At 62.9% G+C, this 23,087-nt stretch carries 19 protein-coding genes and 1 pseudogene; 5 read left to right on the top strand and 15 right to left on the bottom strand.

From position 1 onward, the window contains the following. Positions 1-113: 113 nt before the first annotated feature. Positions 114-890: a hypothetical protein gene (locus ATK23_RS11025; RefSeq protein WP_157066393.1), complete on the bottom strand. Its 777-nt coding sequence runs from the start codon at positions 888-890 to the stop codon at positions 114-116. Positions 891-1,096: 206 nt separating this feature from the next. Between ATK23_RS11025 and ATK23_RS11035 the strand changes: the two genes are divergently transcribed. Continuing rightward, positions 1,097-3,154: a S9 family peptidase gene (locus tag ATK23_RS11035; protein ID WP_083515594.1), complete on the top strand. Its 2,058-nt coding sequence runs from the start codon at positions 1,097-1,099 to the stop codon at positions 3,152-3,154. Positions 3,155-3,188: 34 nt separating this feature from the next. Here the strand turns inward: ATK23_RS11035 and ATK23_RS11040 are convergent, their stop codons facing one another. The 8 genes from ATK23_RS11040 to ATK23_RS11075 form a co-directional block, all read right to left on the bottom strand. Beyond that, complete coding sequence (locus tag ATK23_RS11040) at positions 3,189-5,762, bottom strand: hypothetical protein (protein ID WP_066141839.1); 2,574 nt, start codon at positions 5,760-5,762, stop codon at positions 3,189-3,191. Further along, positions 5,762-7,270, bottom strand: coding sequence for a hypothetical protein (locus ATK23_RS11045; RefSeq protein ID WP_157066394.1), 1,509 nt, complete (start codon positions 7,268-7,270; stop codon positions 5,762-5,764). Before ATK23_RS11045 ends, ATK23_RS11040 begins: the two co-directional genes overlap by 1 nt. Before the next feature lie 59 nt (positions 7,271-7,329). Next, entirely contained in the window at positions 7,330-8,226 is an 897-nt protein-coding gene (locus tag ATK23_RS11050; RefSeq protein ID WP_066141844.1) for a sigma-70 family RNA polymerase sigma factor, read from the bottom strand. 29 nt (positions 8,227-8,255) lie between these two features. Further along, positions 8,256-8,696, bottom strand: coding sequence for a carboxymuconolactone decarboxylase family protein (locus ATK23_RS11055; RefSeq protein WP_066141847.1), 441 nt, complete (start codon positions 8,694-8,696; stop codon positions 8,256-8,258). A 133-nt stretch (positions 8,697-8,829) separates the two neighbouring features. Further along, on the bottom strand, positions 8,830-10,245 hold the full coding sequence (locus tag ATK23_RS11060) for a dihydrolipoamide acetyltransferase family protein (RefSeq protein WP_038993239.1): 1,416 nt from the start codon (positions 10,243-10,245) through the stop codon (positions 8,830-8,832). A 20-nt stretch (positions 10,246-10,265) separates the two neighbouring features. Continuing rightward, on the bottom strand, positions 10,266-11,243 hold the full coding sequence (locus ATK23_RS11065) for an alpha-ketoacid dehydrogenase subunit beta (protein WP_038993237.1): 978 nt from the start codon (positions 11,241-11,243) through the stop codon (positions 10,266-10,268). Beyond that, entirely contained in the window at positions 11,244-12,386 is a 1,143-nt protein-coding gene (gene pdhA / locus ATK23_RS11070) for a pyruvate dehydrogenase (acetyl-transferring) E1 component subunit alpha (protein WP_038993236.1), read from the bottom strand. Between the two features lie 127 nt (positions 12,387-12,513). Beyond that, complete coding sequence (locus ATK23_RS11075) at positions 12,514-13,623, bottom strand: histidinol-phosphate transaminase (protein ID WP_052254042.1); 1,110 nt, start codon at positions 13,621-13,623, stop codon at positions 12,514-12,516. 82 nt (positions 13,624-13,705) lie between these two features. Here ATK23_RS11075 and ATK23_RS11080 point away from each other — a divergent pair, with 82 nt between their 5' ends. After that, the gene (locus ATK23_RS11080; RefSeq protein ID WP_066141850.1) at positions 13,706-14,092 is read left to right on the top strand and encodes a phage holin family protein; all 387 of its coding nucleotides are present in this window, start codon (positions 13,706-13,708) and stop codon (positions 14,090-14,092) included. Between the two features lie 162 nt (positions 14,093-14,254). On the opposite strand, the gene ATK23_RS11085 is transcribed toward ATK23_RS11080, so the two are convergent. Then, positions 14,255-15,604 carry a hypothetical protein gene (locus ATK23_RS11085; RefSeq protein WP_066141853.1) on the bottom strand — a complete coding sequence of 450 codons (1,350 nt, stop codon included), beginning with the start codon at positions 15,602-15,604 and terminating at the stop codon, positions 14,255-14,257. Positions 15,605-15,606: 2 nt separating this feature from the next. Continuing rightward, a complete protein-coding gene (locus tag ATK23_RS11090) occupies positions 15,607-16,020 on the bottom strand; it encodes a hypothetical protein (protein ID WP_066141856.1) in 414 nt (137 codons plus the stop codon). Between ATK23_RS11090 and purB the strand changes: the two genes are divergently transcribed. After that, on the top strand, positions 16,019-17,428 hold the full coding sequence (purB, locus tag ATK23_RS11095; RefSeq protein WP_066141859.1) for an adenylosuccinate lyase: 1,410 nt from the start codon (positions 16,019-16,021) through the stop codon (positions 17,426-17,428). The genes ATK23_RS11090 and purB overlap by 2 nt on opposite strands. Before the next feature lie 87 nt (positions 17,429-17,515). Here purB and ATK23_RS11100 read toward each other — a convergent pair whose 3' ends face one another. Continuing rightward, positions 17,516-18,199: a GntR family transcriptional regulator gene (locus ATK23_RS11100; RefSeq protein WP_066141862.1), complete on the bottom strand. Its 684-nt coding sequence runs from the start codon at positions 18,197-18,199 to the stop codon at positions 17,516-17,518. A gap of 108 nt (positions 18,200-18,307) precedes the next feature. Between ATK23_RS11100 and ATK23_RS11105 the strand changes: the two genes are divergently transcribed. Both ATK23_RS11105 and ATK23_RS11110 read left to right on the top strand, forming a co-directional pair. Beyond that, positions 18,308-19,675, top strand: coding sequence for an FAD-binding oxidoreductase (locus ATK23_RS11105; protein WP_066141866.1), 1,368 nt, complete (start codon positions 18,308-18,310; stop codon positions 19,673-19,675). A 228-nt stretch (positions 19,676-19,903) separates the two neighbouring features. After that, a pseudogene (locus tag ATK23_RS11110) lies at positions 19,904-20,804 on the top strand (IS982 family transposase). Positions 20,805-21,183: 379 nt separating this feature from the next. Here ATK23_RS11110 and ATK23_RS11115 read toward each other — a convergent pair. From ATK23_RS11115 to ATK23_RS11125, 3 genes are read right to left on the bottom strand one after another with little or no spacing between them, the layout of a single operon-like run. Further along, a complete protein-coding gene (locus ATK23_RS11115; protein WP_100339271.1) occupies positions 21,184-21,783 on the bottom strand; it encodes a hypothetical protein in 600 nt (199 codons plus the stop codon). A 17-nt stretch (positions 21,784-21,800) separates the two neighbouring features. After that, a complete protein-coding gene (locus ATK23_RS11120; protein WP_066141873.1) occupies positions 21,801-22,418 on the bottom strand; it encodes a hypothetical protein in 618 nt (205 codons plus the stop codon). After that, on the bottom strand, positions 22,400-23,026 hold the full coding sequence (locus ATK23_RS11125) for a hypothetical protein (protein WP_157066396.1): 627 nt from the start codon (positions 23,024-23,026) through the stop codon (positions 22,400-22,402). Before ATK23_RS11125 ends, ATK23_RS11120 begins: the two co-directional genes overlap by 19 nt. Between the last annotated feature and the right edge of the window lie 61 nt (positions 23,027-23,087).

Here is a 23,087-nt window from a genome sequence, read left to right on the forward strand (position 1 = left end):
ATGCACCACTTCCGCGCCCTTGCGCGGAATGCAGTTTTTTGAGGCGTGAAGAAAGGCAACAGAAGCCAGGGCGATTGCCTGATTTCTGTTGCTTTTCCTATGTTCCGGCTTGGCTAGCCGACGGCAGGTTCCACGCTGAGCAAGATGTCGCGCACCAACGCGTATTGCCCGGTGCCCAGGAACTGCTGCGCTTGCTGCTTGGTCGGGTCGTCAGGAACACCATGGTCTTCCAGATAATCCTCTTCAACCCACATCATCGGCGACTGCTCGCCGACCTTGAAGAAGTTCAGGTCCGGATTCTCATCGCGCTTGGCGAGCTCTTCGTCATCGATCAGGGCAATGTCGAATCCTGAATCCTTCTCGCCGTCTTTCTGGTCCGTCGATTCCCAGAACTCGGCGATCAGGCTGGTGGGATGGAATCCGGTGTCCGCTCCGGGATTTTCAAGTTCCTTGCGATCCAGCAGCTCCCGTTCATACAGCGCCATGTCTCCATCCGGAGAGGTTGCCGTGGTGGGGATCAGGGTCAGCACGTGCTTGCCTTGCGCGTCCTTGATCTCCCATTCATCCCATTCGGTGCACTCGCCGTCGCAGTCGTCCCCGGTGGCAGTCCACTGCTCAGGGGTAAAGAAGCGGATGCCGTGCACTTCATGCACCTGGCTCAGCTCTGGCGCCGCCGAGCTTGGCGCATCCGGGCTTGCGGTGCTTTGCGTTGGGCTGGATTCGGGACTGGAAGCGGTCGGCGCGCTGGCACTTGCCGATGGCGACGTTCCGCTTGGTCCTGCGCTCTGGCTTTCGGCCGGTTCCGACTCGGCTCCCTGACAGGCAGCCAGCATCAGCGCTGCCGCGCACATCATCGGGAGCGCCCCAAGACGGGTTCTGGCACGGTTCATCTTTTCCAACTCCTTGATCGATTATCCGGTCATGCAGCTGACATCGCGAGCTCCCCCATGGAACCCATCCTCCACGGGCTTGCAGGTTTTTCCAATAGCTGTGCCATAACTCCTTGGTTGCAAGTTGCACCGGCCTTTCGTTCCGATGCCGCGTAATTTTCGATATTCGGTAGTGCCCGGCTGCGAACAGTGGCAAGATATGTGAAGTGGAACACTCTAAGCATTCATTTCATAATTTAGATTCTTTTATCGGCCTGGGCCGGCTCAGCGGCCTGGCGCTCTCCCCCGACGGCACGAAGCTCGTCACCACCCTCAGCACCCTGTCCGAGGATGAGACGAAATACGAAAGCGCCCTCTGGTCGCTGGACCCCAAAGGCCAGGAACCGGCACGCCGGCTGACTTTCGGCGAGCACGGCGAATCGCAGCCGCAGTTCACCGCCAACGGCGACCTGCTCTTCGTGGCCAAGCGCTCATCCAAGGAAGACGCCAAGGCCGAAGGCTGGATCCTTCCGATGGCCGGAGGCGAAGCCCGTTCGGTGATCGCCCACCCGGCAGGGGTGCAGTCCTTGCGGATCTGCAAGCAGTCACCGCAGACCATCGTGCTGCGCACCTCGGCCTTCAGCCGTGCCAAGGACCTGGAGGCCGAAGCGGCGCTGCGCACCGGACGCAAGGACAAGAAGGTCTCGGCAATCCTGCACACCGGCTACCCGGTTCGCTTCTGGGACGAAGACCTGGGCCCGTCCACCCCGCACTTCTATACCGGCTCCCTGCCGGACCCCCAGGACACCAGTGGCACCCAGCTCACCGATCTCACCCCGGGCATCGGCGCGAATCTGGAGGATACCTACTACGATGTCGCTGCCAACGGGGCCTTCCTGGTCACCGAATGGCAAGTTCCCGAAGGCCGGGCCTCCTCGGCCCCGGGATTGATGCGCATCGATCTGCACACCGGCGCCCACGAAATGCTGCTCGCCCCCGACGACACGTACGAATACACGCTGGGCAAGATCAGCCCGGACTCCACCCAGCTGGCCTATGCACGTTGGGAGCGTTCCACCGCCGAAACCGCCCCGGTCTTCGAGCTGTGGCTGATGGACCTGGCCGACGGCGCCACCCATCGAATCGCCGCCGGCTGGGACCGCTGGGTCAGCGACCTGCAGTGGGTTCCCAATGGACGCTCGCTGCTGCTGGTCGCGGACGACAACGGCCATGCCCCGGTCTTCCACCTGAGCTTGTACAACGACAAGATCACCCGGCTCACCGAAGACGGAGCGTTCACCGACGTGGTCATCAGCAGCGACTCGCGCACCGCCTACGCGTTGCGCTCCAGCTACCTGCACCCGGCCGAACCGGTAGCCATCGACCTGGCGCACACCGGCGACCTGGAGCCGGGCGAATTCGCCGCCTTGACCGAGCTGCGCTCCCCGGTTGCCCGCCCGGCCTTGCCGGGCACGCTCACCGAGGTGACGACCACGGCCGAAGATGGATCGAGCGTCCGTGCCTGGCTGGCCCTGCCGGAATCAGCTTCTGCCACTAACAAGGCGCCGCTGCTGCTGTGGATCCACGGCGGACCGCTGGGCTCCTGGAACGCCTGGAGCTGGCGCTGGAGCCCATGGCTGCTGGTAGCCCAGGGCTATGCGGTGCTGCTGCCGGATCCCGCCCTGTCCACCGGCTACGGCCAGGCGTTCATCCAGCGCGGCTGGGGCCGCTGGGGCCAGGAACCGTACACGGATCTGCTGGCCATCACCGATGCCGCCGAGGCGCGCGCTGACATCGATGAAACCCGCACCGCCGCGATGGGCGGCTCCTTCGGCGGCTACATGGCCAACTGGGTGGCAGGGCACACCGACCGCTTCAAGGCAATCGTCACGCACGCCAGCCTGTGGGCACTGGAAGGCTTCGGCAAGACCACCGACGCAGCGTTCTACTGGACCCGCGAGATGAGCCCGGAAATGCGCGAGCTGAACTCGCCGCATCATTCGGTGGGCAGCATCGTCACCCCGATGCTGGTCATCCACGGCGACAAGGACTACCGGGTGCCCATCGGCGAGGGCCTGCGCCTGTGGTACGAGCTGCTGGCCGATTCGGGGCTGCCGCAAAAGGAAGACGGCAGCACCGAGCACCAGTTCCTCTACTTCCCGGATGAGAACCACTGGATCCTCACCCCGCAGCACGCCAAGATCTGGTACCAGGTCGTCACCGAGTTCCTCTCCCAGAAGGTGCTGGGCAACGAGGCGCAGGAACTGCCCGAGCTGCTGGGCTGAGTCCGAGCAGGATCCGGCTGCCGGGGCGGAAGCACTACCGTCCCGGCAGCTGGACTTCCGCCGGCGCATCCCCGCCGGCACCGCGGCTGGCCAGCACCAGCGCCTTGGCCCGCCGCGCCACATCGGCATCGCGTTCGCCCAGCAACGCCACCAGCTGGGCCAGATGCGCCGCACGCTGGGCATAGCCGGCCTGCAAGCGCTGTCCCAAGGTCATCGAGGACAATTCCTCGGCCTCGCGCCACGCCATCATCAGGGCGCGCTCGAACAAGCGCTGGCCTGCCTCGTCGGCAATCCCCGCCTCGCTTGCACCGAGCACTGCCACCGCATTGATCTGCGAATCCTCCAGGCCCATGGCCAGCTGCTCCAGCTGCCGGCGTGATTGCTGCACCGACCGCGAACCGCGGGAGAACCGGGTCAGCTGCGTGCTGGCCCCCAGGAGGTACTGGATCACCTGGAGAACGTTGATTACCGTGAAGAACAGCATGAACACGAGCATCCAGTACAGCAAGGTGGTGTTGTAGTCCGGCTGCTCATAGCCGGCCCGCTTGAGCACCACGGCGAAGTCCTCGGCCGCACCGGCCGCTTCCATCGCCGGATAGTTCGACTCGTAGATGCTTCCGTGCTCCCACCCGCCGGTCGTTCCCCACGAGGCGGTACCACTAATGACCGCACCGGAAATCAGCCCGGGCATGATGCCCTTGCCTTCATCCGTGATCAGCAGCGGAATGATCGTCAAGTCCTCGGGAAGCTCCCCGTTGGCAGGATCAGCGCGATCAGAATATTCGTCCTTGGTCCGCAAGATCGCCGAGCGCACGCTCTCGGGTGTCGATTCGCGGAAGTCATAGCCTTCGACCTCGTTGAGATCCAGGTAGGCCTCCGCATCGCGCACCGCGACCAGAATCCGCTGTGTGGTCTCGAAGTCTTCCTCCATGTACCGGCGGATCTCTGACTCGTCAACCAGCTGGCCCTGGTCATCGATTTCAAGTTCCATTCCCCGGCCTGACCCTTCATAGGTGCGTTCGGGTTCGTTGGCTATCGAGGAGACAATGAGCCCCGAGGCGATCAGGCTGCCCACCAGCAGGGCCGCAAGCAGTCCAAACTTCCACGCCCGGCGCAGCTTCGGCGGTTCATCACCAGCTGCCTTGCGGGTGCTGGCGAAGCGGGCCAGCATGCGCTGCCAGCCAGCAGGTTCGCCCGATGCCCCTCCGGCAGCCTGGTCGGTCTGCAGCGTGTCGCCGAGCACCCCGCGGGCCAGCGCATTCGCCGTGGCGATCTGCTGCAAAGCGCTCTGCTTGGTGACCGGCGGCAGCCCCAGGCTGGCGCGCAGCTCATTGTGCTGGGCACCAATCGGCGGCACCTCCTGCTTCTGGCCCCGCGGATAACGGCGCAACCGGGTCGAGATCTTCGCGGCAAGCTTGGCCAGCTGCTTTTCGGCGTCGGCCCAGCGCTCTACGGCCGTGCGCTGGCCGGTATCGCCATGGGCGGCGTTGAGCAGTTCGCCCAAGGCGCCGCGGAAATCCTCCAGGTCCTTGCCGGCAACCATGGTGCCGGGGGCCGTTTCCAGCCGGATCAGCAGCGCCGTGGCGGCATCGTTGATCGGGGCGCTGAGCTTGTCGAACGTGGATCCGGTGCCAGCCAGGTGGGCATGCACCGAGCCGGCGCCCATCAGGGAATCTGCCAGTTCGGTCAGCGTGCGCGCATCGGCTTCGAAAGCGGCCAGCTGCTGACCGGTCTTCTTATCCAGGCAGGCGGCGCGGTCGAAGATCAGGCGCACCAGAGGGTCCTCGCGCCGGGCGGCATCAAGGGAGAGCGCTTCGAGCTGCCGCCAGGCCTTGGTGAAGCCGGCCGGGCGGTGCCCCGGATCAGCTGCCTGGTAGGTGGCTTCCAACGCTTCGAGATCCAGGACCACGCGGGCCAGCTTGCGCTGGGCCGCGGCCAGCCGCCGGTGCCGGGAAGCCCACCGGGAACGGAAGCGCAGGGCGCTGGCTAGCAGCGCCGCGGTGAGCATGGCGCTGGCGCCCACCACGGCGAACCAGAAGATCGCCGAGTTGCTGGGCGAATCATCCAGCAGCACGGCGGCGGTATGCGCGGCGGCCACCGCAGCCTTGGGGCCATGGCCTACCGAGATGTTCTTGATGAAGGCATTCTCGATATCGAAGCGCAGGTCGTCATGCGCGTCGTCGGAGGCGACCAGATTCCGGTCCACACCCACCCCGGAGAAGCGCTGCTCGGCCTCGCTTTGCCCGGAATCCCGGTTGTCCATCTTGGTCGAAACGATGATCTGGTTTTCGGGCACTTCCCCGCGCAGCAGTTCATCGCCCGTTAGCCAGCGGTCGGCAATGACCAGTTCCAGCGGGGCCGTGGCCCGCACCGGGTGCCGGGCCAGCTCGGCGTCCACCGTCTGCTGGGTGATGTTGAAGCCGTTCTCCCCCTGGACCACTACCGTGACCTCATAGGGTGCAGGGACGTTGGCTGCCTGCACCGCAAGCACGGCGCGCACGCCCAGGGCCGTGGTCACCAAAGCCATGAAAATGGCAGCGATCGCGGTCCAGTGGAAGGGGCGGCGCAAGCGCCGTCCGGTGGAATCATGCATCAAACGGGCAGGCATCAGCGGGCCTCGCTTCCCGGCAGGAAATTCCTGAGCAGCGCAATGGGATCATTTTCCAGCGCAGCGTCAGCCGGTTGCCTGCCTGCCATCCGCTCACCCAGCCCCTGCGGAACCTTGAGCCGCGCCTGCCCGGCTTGCGCCAGCGCATCGAGCAGCACGCTATCGAGCTCGTCGCGCAACTCCCAAAGCCGGTTCAGAATGCCCGGAGCTTCCTCGGCTCCGGTGTTCCGCCGGCCCACCCGGGTTCGCAGCAGCTGCAGCTCATCGGTATGGGTGATGATCACGGTGCGAGCGGCCTGGGCGCAGCCAAGCTGCCCTGCACCGGGAAGATCGAGGAACAGCGCCAGGTCTTCCAGCCGCTCACGGTGGTATTCGAAAATCGATGCCCAGGATTCGTGAGAATCCCGTGGCCGTCCTGCGAAGTCGTGGGCCAGCTGGACCGCGCCGCGCAGCAGCGAGAGTTCGCGTTCGCGGTGGCGCAGATCTGCCAGTTGCTTTTCGGAGACCTGTCCCTGAAAGGCGATCCCCGGATCCAGGTCCTGTGCGTGCTGGGTACCATGCTGGGTGCCGGCACGCTGCTTTTCCAGTTCCGCCATCGCCTCGGCCAAGCGGCCCTGTTCCGGCAGGCCCAAGTCGGGCACCGGTTTGCGGCCGAGGTAGCGGTTGGCTTGCTGGATCCGCGATTCGAGCAGTTCGGCCTGCTTGAGGCGTTCGGCAGCCGCCGCCTTCTTGGCCTTGCGGCGCTTGGCGCGCCACGCCCAGGCGAGCATGAAGACGATTGCCACAGCGAGCACGCCCACGGCGATCACCTTGGACAGCGTCCGGTCCGGCGGCGCCTGCAGCTGCTGGGTCGTGGCCAGCGCGACCTCGGTGATGCCTGCGGTGTAGTCCCCCGCCCTAAATGCCTCGTCCCCGGCTGCCAGGATCTTCTGGCTGGACCCGGGGTCCGTTTCGCTGATATCGCGGCCCGGATCCACGAAGACCTCGACCTCATCGGCTGGGTCCTCTGGCAGCATCACGCCGACGGCAATCCACCCTTTGCCGACGTAGCCCAGGGTCTTTCCGTTCTCCAGCCAGTCATCGCTGAGCGCGTCGCTGTCCCCGAACATCAGCATCCCGCGCACCAGCTGCGCGGCTCCCTTGAGGTTGTTCGGCTCCTGGTCCACCCCGAGCAGGATCTTCGCATCCTGCTCGCCTACGGCCTGCCGGACCTGGTCCATGATTCTTTCCGAATCCACGTCGTCGAGTGCCGCGTCGGTCACCGCAAGGTAGAAGTTGCCTTCCTGGGATGTTACCGACGGGATGAGGACCGTGCCCTCGTCTTCGGCGCCATCGCTGGGTGTCGCCGAGGGGTACACCGGTGCCGGCGCTTCGGATTCCGTGGCCGCGGCAGACGCGTGAACTGGGATGGTGGCGCTGCCGAGGCCGAGCACGACGGCGGCTGCCAGCAGGCACGCGCACTGGATCCTACCCAGTGCCAACGGACCGAAGCTGCGGGGTCGATTCATGGAAACTACTGTATCAACAAGGATTTGAACAACTCCGCTCCACGTGGAACAGTCTTCCGCTACCGGTCCAGAATGCTCCACTGCGCACTGGCGTGTGAAAGCTTGTCCGGGTTGGACACCAGCAAGATGGTTTGAATGTGTCCTGCGGCCACCTCGATCGCCACCACGTCCTGCCGGCCTGCCAGCTTGAAGAGCAGTGCAGGCGCCTGATTCACTTCTCCCGAAAAGACGCTTCGCCCTGGATTTTTCCGCTCAACGCCAACCAGGAAGCGGGCAATGCGCTGCGCGCCGAACACCGGGTTCAACGCGGCCCGGGCCTTGCCTCCGCCGTCGGAGTAGAGCACCGCATCCTTGGACAGCAGCCTGACCAGTTCCTCGGCATCGCCGTGGCGTATGGCTGCCACGACCTTCGACAGCAATGACGATACTTCGCTTGCTTCCCTGCTGGGTGCTTCGGCGTGCCCCAGTTTCTTGCCGGCCCGGCTCAGCAGCTGCCTGACAGCAGCCGGCGAGGTCTCCAGCACCTCGGCAATCTCCGCCGCCTTGTAGCCCAGGGCATGGTGCAACACGTAGGCGGCCCGGGCCTGGGGCGAGAGCTCTTCGAGAAGGAAGAGCACGCCGAGGCGCAGCATCGATCCGCTCAGGGCCTCATCTTCGGGAAGCGCCAGCTGCCCTACCGGTTCGGGCAGCCATTCCCCGACATATTCGGTCCGCTGACGCTGAGCCGAGCGCAGGACGCCAATCGCCCGGCGCGTGGCAAGCGTGGTGAGGAACGCCGGCCAGTTGCGCACCTGTTCGGCGGCTTCCGGGGTGAGCTTGAGCAGCTGCTCGGCCACTTCGCTAACCACGTCTTCGGCCTGCGCCCACACGCCGAGCATGTTGTAGGCCAGGACGGTCAGCCGGCTCTTCTCTGCGTCCCACTGCGCCAGCGCGGCAGATTCCGTTGGTTGCTCCACGCGCCCGATTCTACCTGCGCGTTCCGGCACTAGTCGCGTACTGGCGGTTCGAGCTGGGTCGGGACGGCAATGCGGTTCCAGACGTTGATGGTGGCGATTGCCAGGATCAAGTTGCCGATTTCTTCCTCGCTGAATTCGTCAGCGGCCGCGTCCCAGACTTCGTCGCTGACCCCGGTGGCAGGATCCAGCCGGGTCACCGCATCGGTCAGCCTCAGGGCTGCGCGCTCGGCGTCGGTGAACAGCGGGGAATCGTTATAGGCAGCGACGGCAAAGAGCTTCGCGGTGGACATGCCCATCTCCATGGCGTCGTGGGAGTGCATATCGGTGCAGAAGGAGCAGCCATTGAGGATCGAAGCGCGCAGCTTCACCAGCTCGTAGAGCTCCTTGGGCACCGACTGGCTGGCGTAGGCTTCCAGTCCCAGTACGGCGGCGTACCCCTTCTTGTGCGTTTTGCTCAGATTCATGCGCATGGCGTGTCTCCTGTCATTCGATTTCCAGACAGGTTCCTGCCCTTCAAAAGTACGTCGAAACCGGAGCTTAAACTGTGACACCCCGGAGAGAACTTTTTTCAGAAGTTCTCTCCGGGGTGCTGTTATCCGCAGCTCAGTCCAGCAGCATGGCTGGTTCCTGCAGGATCGATGCCACATCGGCCATGAAGCGGGCCGAGAGGTCGCCGTCAACCACGCGGTGGTCGAAGGATCCGCCTAGGGTGGTGATCCAGCGCGGGACCACTTCGCCGTCGACAACCCACGGCTTCTGGCGGATCGTGCCGAAGGCGACGATGGCCACCTCGCCAGGGTTGATGATCGGCGTACCGGTGTCGATGCCCAGCGCACCGATATTGGTGATGCTCAGCGAACCGTCGCGCATGTCCTCCGGGCGGGTCTTGCCGGCACGCGCGGTCGTGGCCAGCTCGTTCAGGGCGATGGCCAGTTCCTTCATGTTCAGGTTCTGTGCGTCCTTGATATTCGGCACCAGCAGGCCGCGCGGGGTGGCAGCGGCGATGCCCAGGTTCATGAAGCGCTTCTGGTGGATCTCTGCGCCGTTCTCGGTCTCCACCCAGCTGGCGTTCACCGAAGGGTTGCGGGCGGCAGCCCAGATCACGGCCCGGGCCAGCACCAGCAGAGGAGAGACCTTGATGCCTTCGAAGTCGCGGGACTTCTTCAGCCGTGCTACGTATTCCATGGTGCGGCTGGCATCCACGTCCACGAAGATCGAGACATGCGGTGCGGTGAACGCGGAGTCCACCATGGCCTTCGCGGTGGCTTTGCGCACGCCACGCACCGGAGTGCGTTCGACGCGGGCGTCGGCCAGCTGGCCGTGGGCCCAGTAGGTTGGTGCCGCCGCGTGCTCGGCTTCGCGCTGGGCCTGGTAGCTGTTGACATCTTCGCGGGTAATTTCGCCCTGGGTGCCGGTGCCCACCACATCGTTGATGTCGATTCCCAGCTCCTTGGCCAGCCGGCGTACCGGCGGCTTGGCCAGCACGCGGTCCACGAAGTTCGCCATTGCCGGCTTGCGGCGATCCACTTCGCGAGTCACGGCGGTACCCAGGGACTGCGCGCGGCGCGAGATGGTCTCGGCCAAAGCGGAGCCGGAGGCACGGACCGCTGCGGTGCGGGCACCGGCTGCCGAAGGTGCGGGGCGGCTGGTGCGCTTGCGGCGCACGGAGGAATCAGCGGTCGGGCCCGAACCGACCAGAGGGCCGGGTTCCTCGCTGGCCTGCGGCGCTGCGGTGGCCAGCGCCTCGGCTGGTTCCGGGGTGCCGGTCGGGGCCGGCTTGCCGCCTTCCTCGTCGATGGTGATCAGCGGGTTGTCCACCAGCACGGTGTCGCCTTCATCCGCGTGCAATGCGGTGACCACCCCCGCGAAGGGGCAGGGCAGCTCGACCAGCGACTTGGCGGTTTCGATCTCGACGAAGATCTGGTTGACCTCAACGGTGTCCCCTACTTTGACCTTCCAGGAAGCGATATCCGCTTCGGTCAACCCTTCGCCCACATCGGGGAGATTAAAGACTGTCATTTCTACTCCTTGGATTCCGCTCAGTAAGCGAAGGACCGGTCGAGGGCTTCAAGCAACTTGTCGATATCCGGCAGGTACTGGGATTCCACCTTGGAAATCGGGTACGGCATGTGGAATCCGCCCACGCGCAGCACCGGGGCTTCCAGCGAGAGGAAGGCGCGCTCGGTGATGCGGGCGGCGATTTCGCCACCCAGGCCGCCGAAGGTCGGCGCTTCGTGGGTGACAATCAGCCGCCCGGTCTTCTGCACCGATTCGGTGATGGTGTCGAAGTCGATCGGCGAGAGCGAACGCAGGTCGATGACCTCGATGGAGCGTCCGTCTTCCAACGCGGCATCCGCGGCGGCCAGGGCGATCGGCACCAGCGGGCCGTAGGCCACGATGGTCGCGTCGGTGCCCGGACGGACCACCTGCGCCTTGAACGCATCCAGGGCCGGGGTCCCGGTGTCCACTTCTCCCTTGAGCCAGTAGCGGCGCTTGGGCTCGAAGAAGATCACCGGATCTTGGCAGCTGGCTGCCTGCTGGATCATCCAGTAGGCGTCATGCGCGTTGGACGGAGTGATGATGCGAAGGCCAGCGGTGTGGGCGAACAGCGCTTCCGGGGATTCGGAGTGGTGCTCGATGGAGCCGATGCCGCCGCCGTACGGGATGCGGATGACCACCGGAGTGGTCAGCCGGCCTTCGGAGCGGGCGTGCATCTTGGCCAGCTGGGTGGTGATCTGGCTGAAGGCAGGGAAGACGAAGCCGTCGAACTGGATTTCCACCAGCGGGCTGAAGCCGCGCAGGGCCATGCCCACGGCGGTGCCGACGATGCCTGCCTCGCCCAGCGGCGAGTCGATGACGCGGTGCTCGCCGTACTTGTCGATCAGCCCGTCGGTAATCCGGTATACGCCGCCGAGGCGTCCGATGTCCTCGCCCATCAGCAAGGACTTGTCGTTGGTTTCAAGCACCTTGTCCAGGCCGCTGGTAATGGCCTTGGCCAGGGTCATCGTGGTGGTCATTTAGTGCTCTCCCTCAGCCGCATCGGCGAATCCTGCTTCGTATTCCAGATGCCAGGCCAGTTCTTCCTGGATCAGCGGATGCGCTTCGGCGTAGACCTGCTCGAACGATTTGGCCAGCGGCGGGACTGGGAAGGCCATGGCGTCCTCGCGGACCTTGGCAGCCATTGCGTCGGCGTCGGCGGACAGCTGCTCGAAGAAGGTGTCATCAACCAGGTTGTTATCGCGCAGGTAGGTTTCCAGGCGAATCAGCGGATCCTTCGGAGCCCACTGGGCTTCTTCTTCGCTCATGCGGTATTTGGTCGGATCATCGGCGGTCGTGTGCGCTCCGAGACGGTAGGTGACGGCTTCGATGAGGACCGGGCCCTTGCCGCTGCGTGCGTGTTCCAGCGCCCAGCGGGTGACGGCCAAGACTGCCAGCACGTCGTTGCCGTCGACGCGGACTCCGGGCATGCCGTAGCCAGCGGCTCGGTTGACCAGAGGCACCTTGGACTGGACCTCGAAAGGCACGGAGATCGCCCACTGGTTGTTCTGGCAGAAGTAGACCACCGGTGCATTGAAGGAGCTGGCGAAGACCATGGATTCGTGGGTTTCGCCCTCGGTGGAGGAGCCATCGCCGAAGTAGGCGACAACAGCATTGCCTTCCTTGGCACGGCGGGCTTCATCCCATCCGCGCTGCTCCATGTTCAACGCCATGCCGTAGCCGGCGGCATGCGGCATCTGCGCGGCCAGCACCATGGTGTACATGTGGAAGTTGTTTTCCCGGGGATCCCAGCCGCCGCCGGAGATGCCGCGGAACAAGCGCAGCATTTCCGAGAAGGAGACGTCACGGGTCAGCGCTACGCCGTGCTCGCGGTAGGTGGGGAAGATGTAGTCGCTTCGGCGGGTGGCGCGGCCGGAACCGATCTGCGCGGCTTCCTGCCCGCGCAGCGGGACCCAGAGGCACAACTGCCCCTGGCGCTGCAAAGCTGTGGCCTCTTGGTCGAATCGACGCGTCAATGCCATGTCGCGGTAGAAACCGCGAAGCATGTCATCATCAACGTCGCCCAGATACGCATCGTACGTTTCATGGGACTGACGCTGGCCGTCCGGAGTCAGGATCTGAATCAGATCCGGCTCCGTCGCCTCGGTCGCAGCTCGCGTCATTTATCATCCTTCGGTCATAAATATGCCCCACACGGAATACATTCCGCATGGGACATATACGGCTTGTCCAGTTCCTAAGCCTATAGGCTTTGACCGCTAAAACGCGAGAAATCAGCGCCCGTTACCCCTATGCCAGGTCGAGTGATTCCTTGCACAGCTCAATAAAGCGATCGTTTGCCTCAACTTCGCCGATGGAGACCCGCACTCCCTCGTTCGAGAAGCCGCGCACAGACAACGCCACGGCGTTGGCCCGCTCGACAAACTGGCCGGTCTTTTCTCCCAGCGGCAGCCAGACGAAGTTCGCCTGGGTGGAAGGAATCTTCCAGCCCATCTCGGCCAAGGCCGCCGCCACTCGTTCGCGTTCGGCCACCAGCCCCTCGACACGCTCAAGCACCAGGTCGATATTAGCCAGCGAAGCGACCGCGGCATCCTCGGCCACGCTGGAGACGGCAAACGGGGTGGCGACCACGCGGATGTTCTCGGTGATCTGCGGATGGGCCACCGAGTAGCCGACCCGGAGATTCGCCAGGCCGTGGGCCTTCGAGAAGGTGCGCAGCAGAACGACATTTTCGTTCTCGTTGTAGGTGTGAATGCCATCCACCGATTTCTCATCACGGACGAACTCGATGTAGGCCTCATCCAGGACCACCAGCACGTTCTTCGGAACGCGTGCCAGGAAATCATCGACCTCGGCCTGGGTGAGTACCGGTCCGGTCGGGTTATTCGGGGTGCACAGCAAGATCACTGAGGTGTTCTCGTTCACCGCGGCGATCATGGATTCCAGATCGTGGCGCCCATCTTCCAGCAGTGGAATCTCCACCGGCAGCGCACCGGCGGTCTGCACGAGAATCGGGTAGGCCTCGAAGGAACGCCACGCATAGATGACTTCATCCTGGATGCCGTCCTCGTTCTGGCCCGCGAAGGTATTCAGGATTTGCACCAGCGCGCCGAGTGAACCGGCGCCGGTCACGATATCTTCAGCCGGCACGTCCAAATAATCGGCGAGGGCCATGCGAAGCTTGGTCGATAGCGGGTCTGGGTAGCGATTCAGGCTGTCCTGCTCGACGACTGCCTGATGCACAGCGTCCAACGGGCCAAAGGGAATCTCGTTCGATGACAGCTTGTAAGCTTGGACGCCTTCAACTGGAGCAGGCGGCTTGCCCGCAGCGTATTTTGGCAAACGTGCAACTACAGAGCGTGGCTGCACCTGATCTTGGGTCACCGGGTTCTCAGTCATACCTCAAAGCCTAGTCCTCACTATGGGTTTAGCGATATCCGAGGTTCATCCGAATCCCAGATTTCTGTGCCAAAGTTAAGCCATGAGCTTTCTGATTCGAGTCATCGTCAATGCGCTTGCCCTCGCCGCCGCCGTTTGGGTGGTGCCCGGTCTCAAGATCGTCGCGGCAGGCGAAGGCACCATGAGCACGGTCATCGCCTATCTGGTCGTTGCAGTCATCTTCGGCTTGGTCAACGCCTTGGTCCGTCCAATCGTCAAGCTTTTCTCCTTGCCGATCACCTGCCTCACCCTGGGCCTGTTCACAATCGTGATCAATGCCCTGATGCTCTTGCTGACGTCATGGCTGACGACCTTCACGCCCATCGAACTGGTCATCGAGCAGTTCTGGTGGGATGCCATCGCCGGCACGATCATCATCTCCATTGTCTCGGCGGTCCTCGGACTATTCGTCAAGAGCGATAGCGACTAAGCGGACTACCGCTCTCGGCTGAAAGAAGACGGCAACCGGCAGGTGCCGTCTTCTTTGGCTAGTTCCCAATTGGCCGGCCCGGTCATCTCCCCGTTTCCGCTGCCTTTTACTGTGGCGTCGGAAGATACTGGCATTGGATAGCGCGCTGCAGCTTTGGGCATCTTAATGGGGCGGCGCCACATGATTGAGCCGACGCTTCTCCTCTTCCGTGATGGGCCGAGGTTCTTTCGGCTTCCGCTCCAGCTTGAACATGCGGATTTTCACCAGTGGTTCGGGGAGGTAGTACTTCTCCAGATGCTCCCTGATTTCCAGCTTCGGATTCTCATCGAGTTCCAGAAGGTGGTCACCGTAATTCTTGAGGTTATGCGGAGCGCCAAAGATGCCATCGTCGGGCAAGATGTCCTCCATGTGCTCCCGCGGGCCCGGGAAGGTGGTCGTGTAATGCTCCCCCTTGCCGGGGTTGGGCCCGCCATCGGTACCCGGCACCATATCCTTCTGGTCTTCAACCGACAGGCTGCGTACGTCTTCTGGCAGGTCAATCGTGCCGATGGGCGATCCAAGGGTCAGGACTTTATTCAGCTTGTACTTGTGCTTCAAGAACTTGTTCTTCGACAGCTGGGCCACATGAATGCCCCCTTGCGAATACCCCGAAAGGATGAGCTCATCGCCCTCTTTCGCTCCGCTGATCTCCAGTGCCTCATCAAGCGGTTTCGCGAAGTTCTCGGATTCCACCCCGAACCCGTCGGCGATGCCTTCCGGGCCAAAAGGCGAAGGAACTTCCGAGTCATTCTGTGTACCCGGGAAGATCGCAATGTACGTATCCTCGTCAGCCTTCACGATCATGATCTTCCCGTTATTCTCCGTCCCTTCGCCTTCCAGCATTTGGTGCAACTGGAAATAGCTTTGCATCTTTCCATCGACTTCAACCGTTTGCGTTGGATCCTGCCCAGTGAGCTGTATTTCGGTATTGCGATCTGCTCCCAGCCGCCGGATAAAGCCCGACAGATCCTTGGCTGCACCTTCGATCTGCTCGGTCAGCGTCAGGTTCGATCCAAAGGGCCAGCGCGGCAGGTACGAGAACATCAAGCGCAGGAATATTTCCATGCTTTCCAGAGGCGGACGCCAGCCGTTGTCGCGGGTCTCGGAAATGAAGTCTCCCACCAGCACGGCTCCCGTGCTGGCTAGCACCATACGTTCAGCAGCGGACTCGGCAACTTCATAGTTCCGCATGGCTTCGGAGACTTTTGCGGTCAGATCGAACGCTGTAATTTGCACCTCTCTGGACTGCTGATAGGCGTCCCTGATCAAGTCGCCCAACAGCCCGACGTTATACCCCCTGGCACCGATGCCTGACACCATGCACTGCAGATCCAGGTCGCGCTGGCAGCTATCAGCTGCCTGCGCGGCTTTGAGCAGTACCTCGGATATGCCATCGATATCGTTGGCAACCCGCTGGCAGATCTCCCCTGCCTCGGCGTAATCCAACGAGCTGTAATTGACTTCATATCCCATGGCTACGAGGCCATTCGCTGGTTCATGATTTGTGCTTCGAGGTTCTGGATCTCCCGCATGGCTACCCCTACGTACTCCTCCGCGTCGCCCAGCTCGCTGTTGAGCATTTCCAGCCGGCGGCTCAACTCGTCGACATTCTCCAAAAACGCCTTGCCTGCCTTGGAATTCCAAGTCAATGAATGGATTGACCCCAACTGCGCGATGGCGAATTGAGTGGTTTTCCGTGCGTCATCGAGTTGGCTCGCCACCGTCAGCAGCGTCGCTTGAAACATCATTTTCCTGCTCCGCATCCTTAAGAATTTGTCCACCATCATGGACAGCCGCGATTCGGTGCCAGCAGGATTTGGGCCCAGTTGTGGAAACAAGAACGGTGTAAAAGATGTGATGTAGCGCCGGGGATGGAAGAATATGAGCATGGCTGAGATTGCGCGCACTTCCCTTGCTAATGAACCACTGGCTTTGACTGCCCTCGACGGACGCTACCGCAGCGCCGTGGCACCACTGGTCGACTACCTTTCCGAAGCGGCTTTGAACCGCGACCGCGTTCACGTCGAAGTTGAATGGCTGATCCATTTGACCGACAACTCCGTTCTTCCAGGCACCTCCCCGCTTACTGCGGACCAGAAGGCGGCACTGCGCAAGATCGTCACCGATTTCAATGCTGACTCGGTGAAGGAACTGGCAGAGATCGAAGCTGTCACCGTTCACGACGTTAAGGCAGTGGAGTACTACATCGCCAACCGCCTGGAAGCAATTGGCATCGGCAACCTCAAGCCGCTGGTGCATTTCGGCTGCACCTCCGAGGACATCAACAACCTGTCCTACGCGCTGGGCGTCCAGGGCGGCGTGCAGCAGGTATGGCTTCCAGCAGCCCGCGACCTGGTGGCCCAGCTGTCCAAGATGGCCGAGGATTCCCGCGACGTGCCGATGCTCTCGCGCACCCACGGCCAGCCAGCCACCCCGACTACCCTGGGCAAGGAACTGGCAGTGCTGGCATGGCGCCTGACCCGCCAGCTGGACCGTGTCGAGAAGACCGAGTACCTGGGCAAGATCAATGGTGCCACCGGCACCTATGCGGCCCACTATGCTTCGGTTCCAACTGCCGACTGGCAGAAGGTTGCCAAGGACTTCGTCGAGCACCTGGGCCTGACCTGGAACCCGCTGACCACCCAGATCGAATCCCACGACTGGCAGGCAGAGGTCTACGCAGACATCGCCCGATTCAACAGCATCCTGCACAACCTGTGCACCGATGTCTGGAGCTACATCTCCATCGGCTACTTCGCGCAGATCCCAGTGGCAGGTGCCACCGGCTCCTCGACCATGCCGCACAAGGTCAACCCCATCCGCTTCGAGAATGCAGAAGCGAACCTGGAGATCTCCAACGGCCTGCTGAACACCCTGGGTTCCACCCTGGTCACCAGCCGCTGGCAGCGCGACCTCACCGACTCCTCCTCGCAGCGCAACATCGGCACCGCCATCGGGCACTCGGTGCTGGCGATCTCCAACGTCGCCAAGGGCCTTGACCGCCTGGATGTTGCCGAGGCCGTGCTGGCCGAGGATCTGGACCACAACTGGGAGGTCCTCGCCGAGGCCATCCAGATGGTCATGCGCGCCGAGGCCATCGCCGGTGTCGAGGGCATGGACAACCCGTACGAGCGCCTGAAGGACCTGACCCGCGGCCACCGCGTGGATGCAGCCCGCCTGAAGGAATTCGTTGGCGAGCTGGGCCTGTCGGCCGATGCTGAAGCCCGCCTGCAGTCCCTGACCCCGGGCACCTACAATGGCATCGCTTCGCAGCTGGTGGACCACCTGAAGAAGTAGCCGTACGGCACAAGCCGGGCCCGGTACGTCGAGTTCGACGTACCGGGCCCGGCTTTCCAGTTAAGGAACAGCCACCGGGCTACGGCGTTAGCGCAGCTGGCTGACGAATCCGGTGCGCGCATGCAACGAGGACAGCACGTGGTCGCGGACGGCCTGTTCGATGCGGGCTGCGGGCGCGCCGTCGCGGATCAGCCGCAGCAGTTCGCGGTGCTCATCCACAGCGGCCTGCGCCCGCTCCGCATCCACCGCACGCTCCGCCGCATGCAATGCGGAGAACTTGCGCCATTCTGCCTCGACCAGCTCTCGCAGCCGCGCGTTCGGGCACCCGGCATGCAGCACCGCGTGGAACTTGGTGTTCAGCCGGGTGTATTCGGCCGGGTCGAAGTCCCCCAACAGACCTGCGAGCTGCTCATTGATCTGTTCCGCCCGATCAAGCGCGGCGCCACCCACTGCCAGCGCGGCCAGCGCTGTAGCCGACCCGTCGAGCACCGCCAACGCCTCCATGCCCTCGCGGTAGGCGAGCTCGTCGATTTCGGCGACCCGCGCGCCGACGTTGCGCTCAATCTGCAGCAGGCCCTCGGCGGCCAGCCGGTGGATTGCCTCGCGCACCGGCACGGCGCTGATCTCAAGCTGTGCGGCAATAGGCCCGGCCAGCACCCGCTGGCGCGGTGCCAGCGTGCCTCCCAGCACCTGTTCGCGCAAATAGTCGTAGGCCAGATCGGCCTTGCTCCGGCCGCGCTTGCTTTCCGCTTGCGCTTGGCTTGCCGTCATGGTTCCTGCTTTCACTCGCGGGTTGACCCTCAGATTTTATAATATAAAGTGTGTAACGGGAATCACCCAGCGGCTCCCCTGCCGGACCGCGCATGCAAAGGAGCACCCATGACCCAGCACGCAGCACCGACCCTGCCGCTCGATGAACTGGCCGCCGTCTTCGGTCCCCGGCTGAGCACCGCAGCGGATGAATTGGACCGCGTGGCCCGCGACCAGTCGCGCTACCAGCCCGAGGGGCGCCCGGCAGCGGCCGTCTTCCCCGAATCCACCGACGAAGTCTCGCAGGCGCTGGCCTGGGCGCACCGCCACGGCGTGACGGTCTCGGTGCGCGGGGCTGGGACCGGGCTCTCCGGCGGTGCGGCTGGCTACCCGGGCGGGCTGGTCATCAGCCTGGTACGGCTGAACCGGATCGTTGACATCGACGCGGTGAACCGCCTGGCCGTGGTGCAGGCCGGGGTCATCAACTCGGACCTCGACGAGGCGGCTCGGGGACACGGCCTGTTCTTCCCGCCAGATCCTGCCAGTGCGCGGATCTCCACCGTGGGCGGCAACATCGCCACCAATGCCGGAGGGCTGCGCTGCCTGAACCACGGGGTCACCCGCGACTCGGTCGCGGCACTGACCGTGGTGCTGGCAGATGGCCGTGTCGTGCACACCGGGGCACGCACCCGGAAGAACGTTGTCGGCCTGGACCTGACCAGCCTGTTCGTCGGATCGGAGGGCACCCTCGGGGTCATCACCGAGGCCACGGTACGGCTCAAGCCGGTGCCCGAGGGCACCGCGCAGACCTTCCGCGCTGGCTTCCGCACCGTCGAGGACGCCGGACGTGCGGTGAGCGCCATCGTCAACGGCGAGTACCTTCCGGAGGTGCTCGAACTGCTCGACGCGCACAGCGTCCAGGTCATCGAGGCCTTCCACCCTTCCGGGCTGCCGGTGGACGGGCAGGCGCTGCTGATCGGCCAGTTCACCGGCCGCCATGCGCTGCAGGCCGCGCAGTCGGTCGCCGCACTATGCCGCAGCTTCGGCGCAGCGGACGTGCTGATCGGCGAGGGCGACTCGCTGTTGGAAGCGCGGCGGTTGGCCAATCCGGCGCTCAGCGCCCACGGGCTGCGGGTCTCCTGCGATGTGGGGGTTCCGGTGGGCGAGCTGGCCGCGGTGTTCCGCGGGATCGACGAGATTGCCCAGCGCACCGGGCGGATGATCTCCGTGGTGGCGCACGCCGGGGACGGCAACCTGCACCCGACGGTGGACGCGGAGGACACCCCCGAAGGGCATGCGGCCGCCGAAAAGGTCATCGATGAGATCACCCGGCTTGCCCTCTCGCTGGGCGGCACCATCACCGGGGAGCACGGCATCGGCAAGGTCAAGCAGCACGAGCTGTCCTGGCAGCTGGACGAGCCGACCCGTGCGGCGCAGCTGGCGGTCAAGGCCGCACTGGACCCGGCCGGAATCCTCACCCCGGGACGCGCGCTGTAACGGGCAGGCGCGCTTAGCGCCGGAGGTCCGGTCGAAGAGCGGCCAGTCGCCATGCGCGACAAGGCGGGATTGGATGCCAGCCAGATAATGCGCACAAGGTGGGGATCAGTCCCTACGTCTAGATGAATAAGTCCTAATGCGCCTGACCTAAAGCAAACCCCCCTGAACAGAACAAAAATTCTGGTCAGGGGCTTTTAAAGCTTGGTGGAGAGTGTTAAGAATTATGGTGTGAACAAAAACCTAAACACTCTCCTGACAACACTCTACGTGTTCATCACAGACCATGTCATCCCGACCATGCCTACCAAGCAGCGGCGTGGCCGCTGCTAACTGCTTACCGACGCGGAACTGCTCTGCCTGGCCGAGGCACAGCACCTGCTGCACGGGGACTGCTCCGAAACCAGGTGGATCCGCTACGCCCGCACCCACCTGAAAGACATCTTCCCCCACATTCCCCAGCAATCCGGATACAACAAGCGCATCCGTGCCGCCGCCCCGCTGATCTCCCACACCCTCACTGTTCTCGCCAAGGACATTCCCACCTGGAGCGATGTGCTGCGGCTGCTGGATTCAACCCCGGTACCCTGCGGCCAGTCGCGCGAAACGGCCAAACGCTCGGACCTGGCCGGGCAGGCAGGCTACGGGTACTGTGCCTCGCATTCCAGGTTTTTCTGGGGATTCCGGCTCTACCTGGTCTGCACGCCGGAGGGCGTGCCGGTCGTCTGGGGACTGGCCAACCCGAAGATCGGCGAACGCGAAGCGATCACCGCAATGCTCGATGCCAGCAGCGACCTGGTCGCCGACGGGCAAGTGATCTTGGCAGACAGGGGATTTGCCGGCAGGGAATTCGAAGCGTTCATCACCCATGGCCTCAGGGCGCATCTGGTGCGCCCGGACCGGAAGGACGAAAAGCCCCCGCTTCGGGGACTTCGGCGGGATCCGCCAGTGGGTCGAGTCGGTTTTCGACACCCTCAGAGGCCAGCTCGGTCTGGAACGCCACGGGGCACGGACCCTGGAAGGGGTGATGGCCAGGGTCGCATCCAAGCTGCTAGCCATGGCGGCCGGGATCTGGCATAGCTGGAAGGTCAATGCCCCGCGCAAGCGATCCTTGGTTGCGTATGATCATTGAGAACGCGGGGCCATCAATAGGAATTAATCATCTAGTCGCCAAGACCAGGGAGCTTCCGGCTAATAGTCATCCCCGTCGATTGACAATGGAACAAATCTGGCGGAACTGGCTTCACCTCCGCCTGCTGGCTTACCGCCGGCAAGCATGCCGCTCATGTGATTCATGTTCCACAGTGCGTGGTCTTGTCTCCGGCTTCCTTCCCACCCCGCCTTTCAGCGACGCAGTTGCTCCAAATAGGAGTTGAACCTTCTCTTCCAGTGGACATTAGCCCCGGAAGCAAATACCCATACTGGGCGTACACGAATAGAGGCGCCGCCACCCCGCATGAATTCCCGGGGAGGCGGCGCCTCTTGCACGTCATTTGGCGTAGCCGCTTGAATCAGAATTGAGTAGGTTTAGCCTCGAATGCGAGAGGGATGCCACGTTTCTCGAATTGGTCCATTATCTTTTCATAAAGGGCGCGGTACTCTACGGCAGGATAGTGGCGTAGGGACACCTGAACATAGGGCTTTCCTTCCTTGAATTTTCCTCGCGGGCCTTCCAAGGGTTCGTGTAAATAAATCTCCAATGTCCGATTGAGGTCCGCTCGATCCCATAGGACTTGCACCTTCGCATTGTTGACGTGCTCGACGCCCGTGACCGAGGCAACCGAAGCCCAAGCGATCTTGTGCCCGCCACGAACAGTTAGGCCACTGGCCTTGACCTTGAGGTCGATGGCTTCGGCCGCTTTTCTTCCGGCACCCTTCAAAGCGCTGAGAAGCGCGACGGCAGCGAAGATCAGCAGGATGGAGCCCACTACGGTGGGGACACCCTGAAGGACGATTTGAGCAAGATAGCTTGAGGTTTCCGGCAAGTCGTTGGCGATCAGGTAGATGCCCATCAATAAGAGGATCGCTCCAATCATCAATAGGCCGAATCCCTTGTCGATCCGCGGATAGAAATACAACGAGGACGCCACAAACTCATTGTGCTCGGGCAATCTGGATCTAGAAGTCTTCAAACGGTACCTAATTCGCTTTCATGGTCAACGTTGCCGAAAGACACCGCATCGAAAAGATCGATCATCGGGTCCATCATGAAATTCAAAGTCGAGAGGTCGGAGTCGAACGCCTCAAGCAGGAAGAGCAGTCCATGTCCCCGCGCTACGGTTCTGACATGCCCGATGGCCGGCAACACTGCTGATCCGTTTCCTTCCTGCTGCCCATCCAGCGCGATGACAGACGCCAATTGGATGATCTGTCCAAGTGACTCCGAGTGGTACTCGCTCATCTGGACCGGTGCCGCCGATTCGTAGTCCGGCTTGGCCAGTTCCTCCAAGCTCAGCGCGGGGTCGTCATCCAGGACTATCAAATGGGCAGTGCCCAATGCGTGTCCATCTTCGGGCGAATACCAGAGTGTATGCTCGGCTTCTGCTATCTGGTTGTTCGCCACTTCCATAGCCAGCTGCTCATAGACCTTCCGCAGCTCAAGATCGTCCGGGATGGCTGATTCCGCAAGGTCCTGCGCCCATTGCTCTGCCGTATCCCAACCATCTTCAGGAAATGAGCGAGGTACCGGAATCCAAAATTCCAGATCCGGTTCAATCTCGTATGTTGTCACTGAATTGGCACCCACTTGAAAGTTCCCAGTATCGACAAGCCCAACGACCTCAATCCTTCGGAGAATGCCTCACCATTCTCCGACTCAACGTGCGCGTAGGAATAAAGCAGCCACAATCCGGCTTTTGGATCCGGATCGATGGTTCCATCTGGCAACGGACGAGGAACAACCATGTTCAAGCCATTGTTCTTGAGCTCTGGGGACTCGGCGGCTTGCTCCGCAGAAGACCAGAGATACCAGTCTGCTCCGTCGGCGTCTTCGATTTCGATCTGGTTGCCGCCTGCGGCCTTTCGCGCAACATCCAGCAGAGTGCCGGAGGATCCCACCTTGAGTGGGGTCATGATCACGGAAACCGGCATTCCCCCCTCGGCAAGCTTCTCTACCGGCATTGCGAAGCCAAGTGATCCGCGGCGCCTCAAGTACTCGAACGTCTGGTGCATTTGCCGCCGAAGCATCAATACCAGGTCTGCGCGTCCAAGTGCCTTGGGCTCAGCAGTCACCAGTTTCGTCAAGGCCTGCTCATGCTCAACACTGGTGTTGAATTCGCGCCAACCTGCCGGATACAGCAAGCTGTATCCGATACCTCGGGGACGCGCCTTCGACGCTGGTGGTGTTGCGCTCATCGTTTCTCCCGCAAATTCAATGTGTGGCTCGGATGTTCACTTTACGGATTGCTCCGCGCCG

The organism is Glutamicibacter nicotianae, from assembly GCF_002797775.1.
GTDB classification, from domain to species: domain Bacteria; phylum Actinomycetota; class Actinomycetes; order Actinomycetales; family Micrococcaceae; genus Glutamicibacter; species Glutamicibacter nicotianae.

Coding starts and splice junctions, on each gene's coding strand:
- pdhA (WP_038993236.1), bottom strand. CDS start 12,386: ATGACGCGAGCTGCGACCGAGGCGACGGAGCCGGATCTGATTCAGATC.
- ATK23_RS11105 (WP_066141866.1), top strand. CDS start 18,308: ATGACCCAGCACGCAGCACCGACCCTGCCGCTCGATGAACTGGCCGCC.
- purB (WP_066141859.1), top strand. CDS start 16,019: ATGGCTGAGATTGCGCGCACTTCCCTTGCTAATGAACCACTGGCTTTG.
- ATK23_RS11055 (WP_066141847.1), bottom strand. CDS start 8,696: ATGCGCATGAATCTGAGCAAAACGCACAAGAAGGGGTACGCCGCCGTA.
- ATK23_RS11060 (WP_038993239.1), bottom strand. CDS start 10,245: ATGACAGTCTTTAATCTCCCCGATGTGGGCGAAGGGTTGACCGAAGCG.
- ATK23_RS11025 (WP_157066393.1), bottom strand. CDS start 890: ATGAACCGTGCCAGAACCCGTCTTGGGGCGCTCCCGATGATGTGCGCG.
- ATK23_RS11065 (WP_038993237.1), bottom strand. CDS start 11,243: ATGACCACCACGATGACCCTGGCCAAGGCCATTACCAGCGGCCTGGAC.
- ATK23_RS11125 (WP_157066396.1), bottom strand. CDS start 23,026: ATGAGCGCAACACCACCAGCGTCGAAGGCGCGTCCCCGAGGTATCGGA.
- ATK23_RS11080 (WP_066141850.1), top strand. CDS start 13,706: ATGAGCTTTCTGATTCGAGTCATCGTCAATGCGCTTGCCCTCGCCGCC.
- ATK23_RS11100 (WP_066141862.1), bottom strand. CDS start 18,199: ATGACGGCAAGCCAAGCGCAAGCGGAAAGCAAGCGCGGCCGGAGCAAG.
- ATK23_RS11040 (WP_066141839.1), bottom strand. CDS start 5,762: ATGCCTGCCCGTTTGATGCATGATTCCACCGGACGGCGCTTGCGCCGC.
- ATK23_RS11090 (WP_066141856.1), bottom strand. CDS start 16,020: ATGCTCATATTCTTCCATCCCCGGCGCTACATCACATCTTTTACACCG.
- ATK23_RS11085 (WP_066141853.1), bottom strand. CDS start 15,604: ATGGGATATGAAGTCAATTACAGCTCGTTGGATTACGCCGAGGCAGGG.
- ATK23_RS11075 (WP_052254042.1), bottom strand. CDS start 13,623: ATGACTGAGAACCCGGTGACCCAAGATCAGGTGCAGCCACGCTCTGTA.
- ATK23_RS11045 (WP_157066394.1), bottom strand. CDS start 7,270: ATGAATCGACCCCGCAGCTTCGGTCCGTTGGCACTGGGTAGGATCCAG.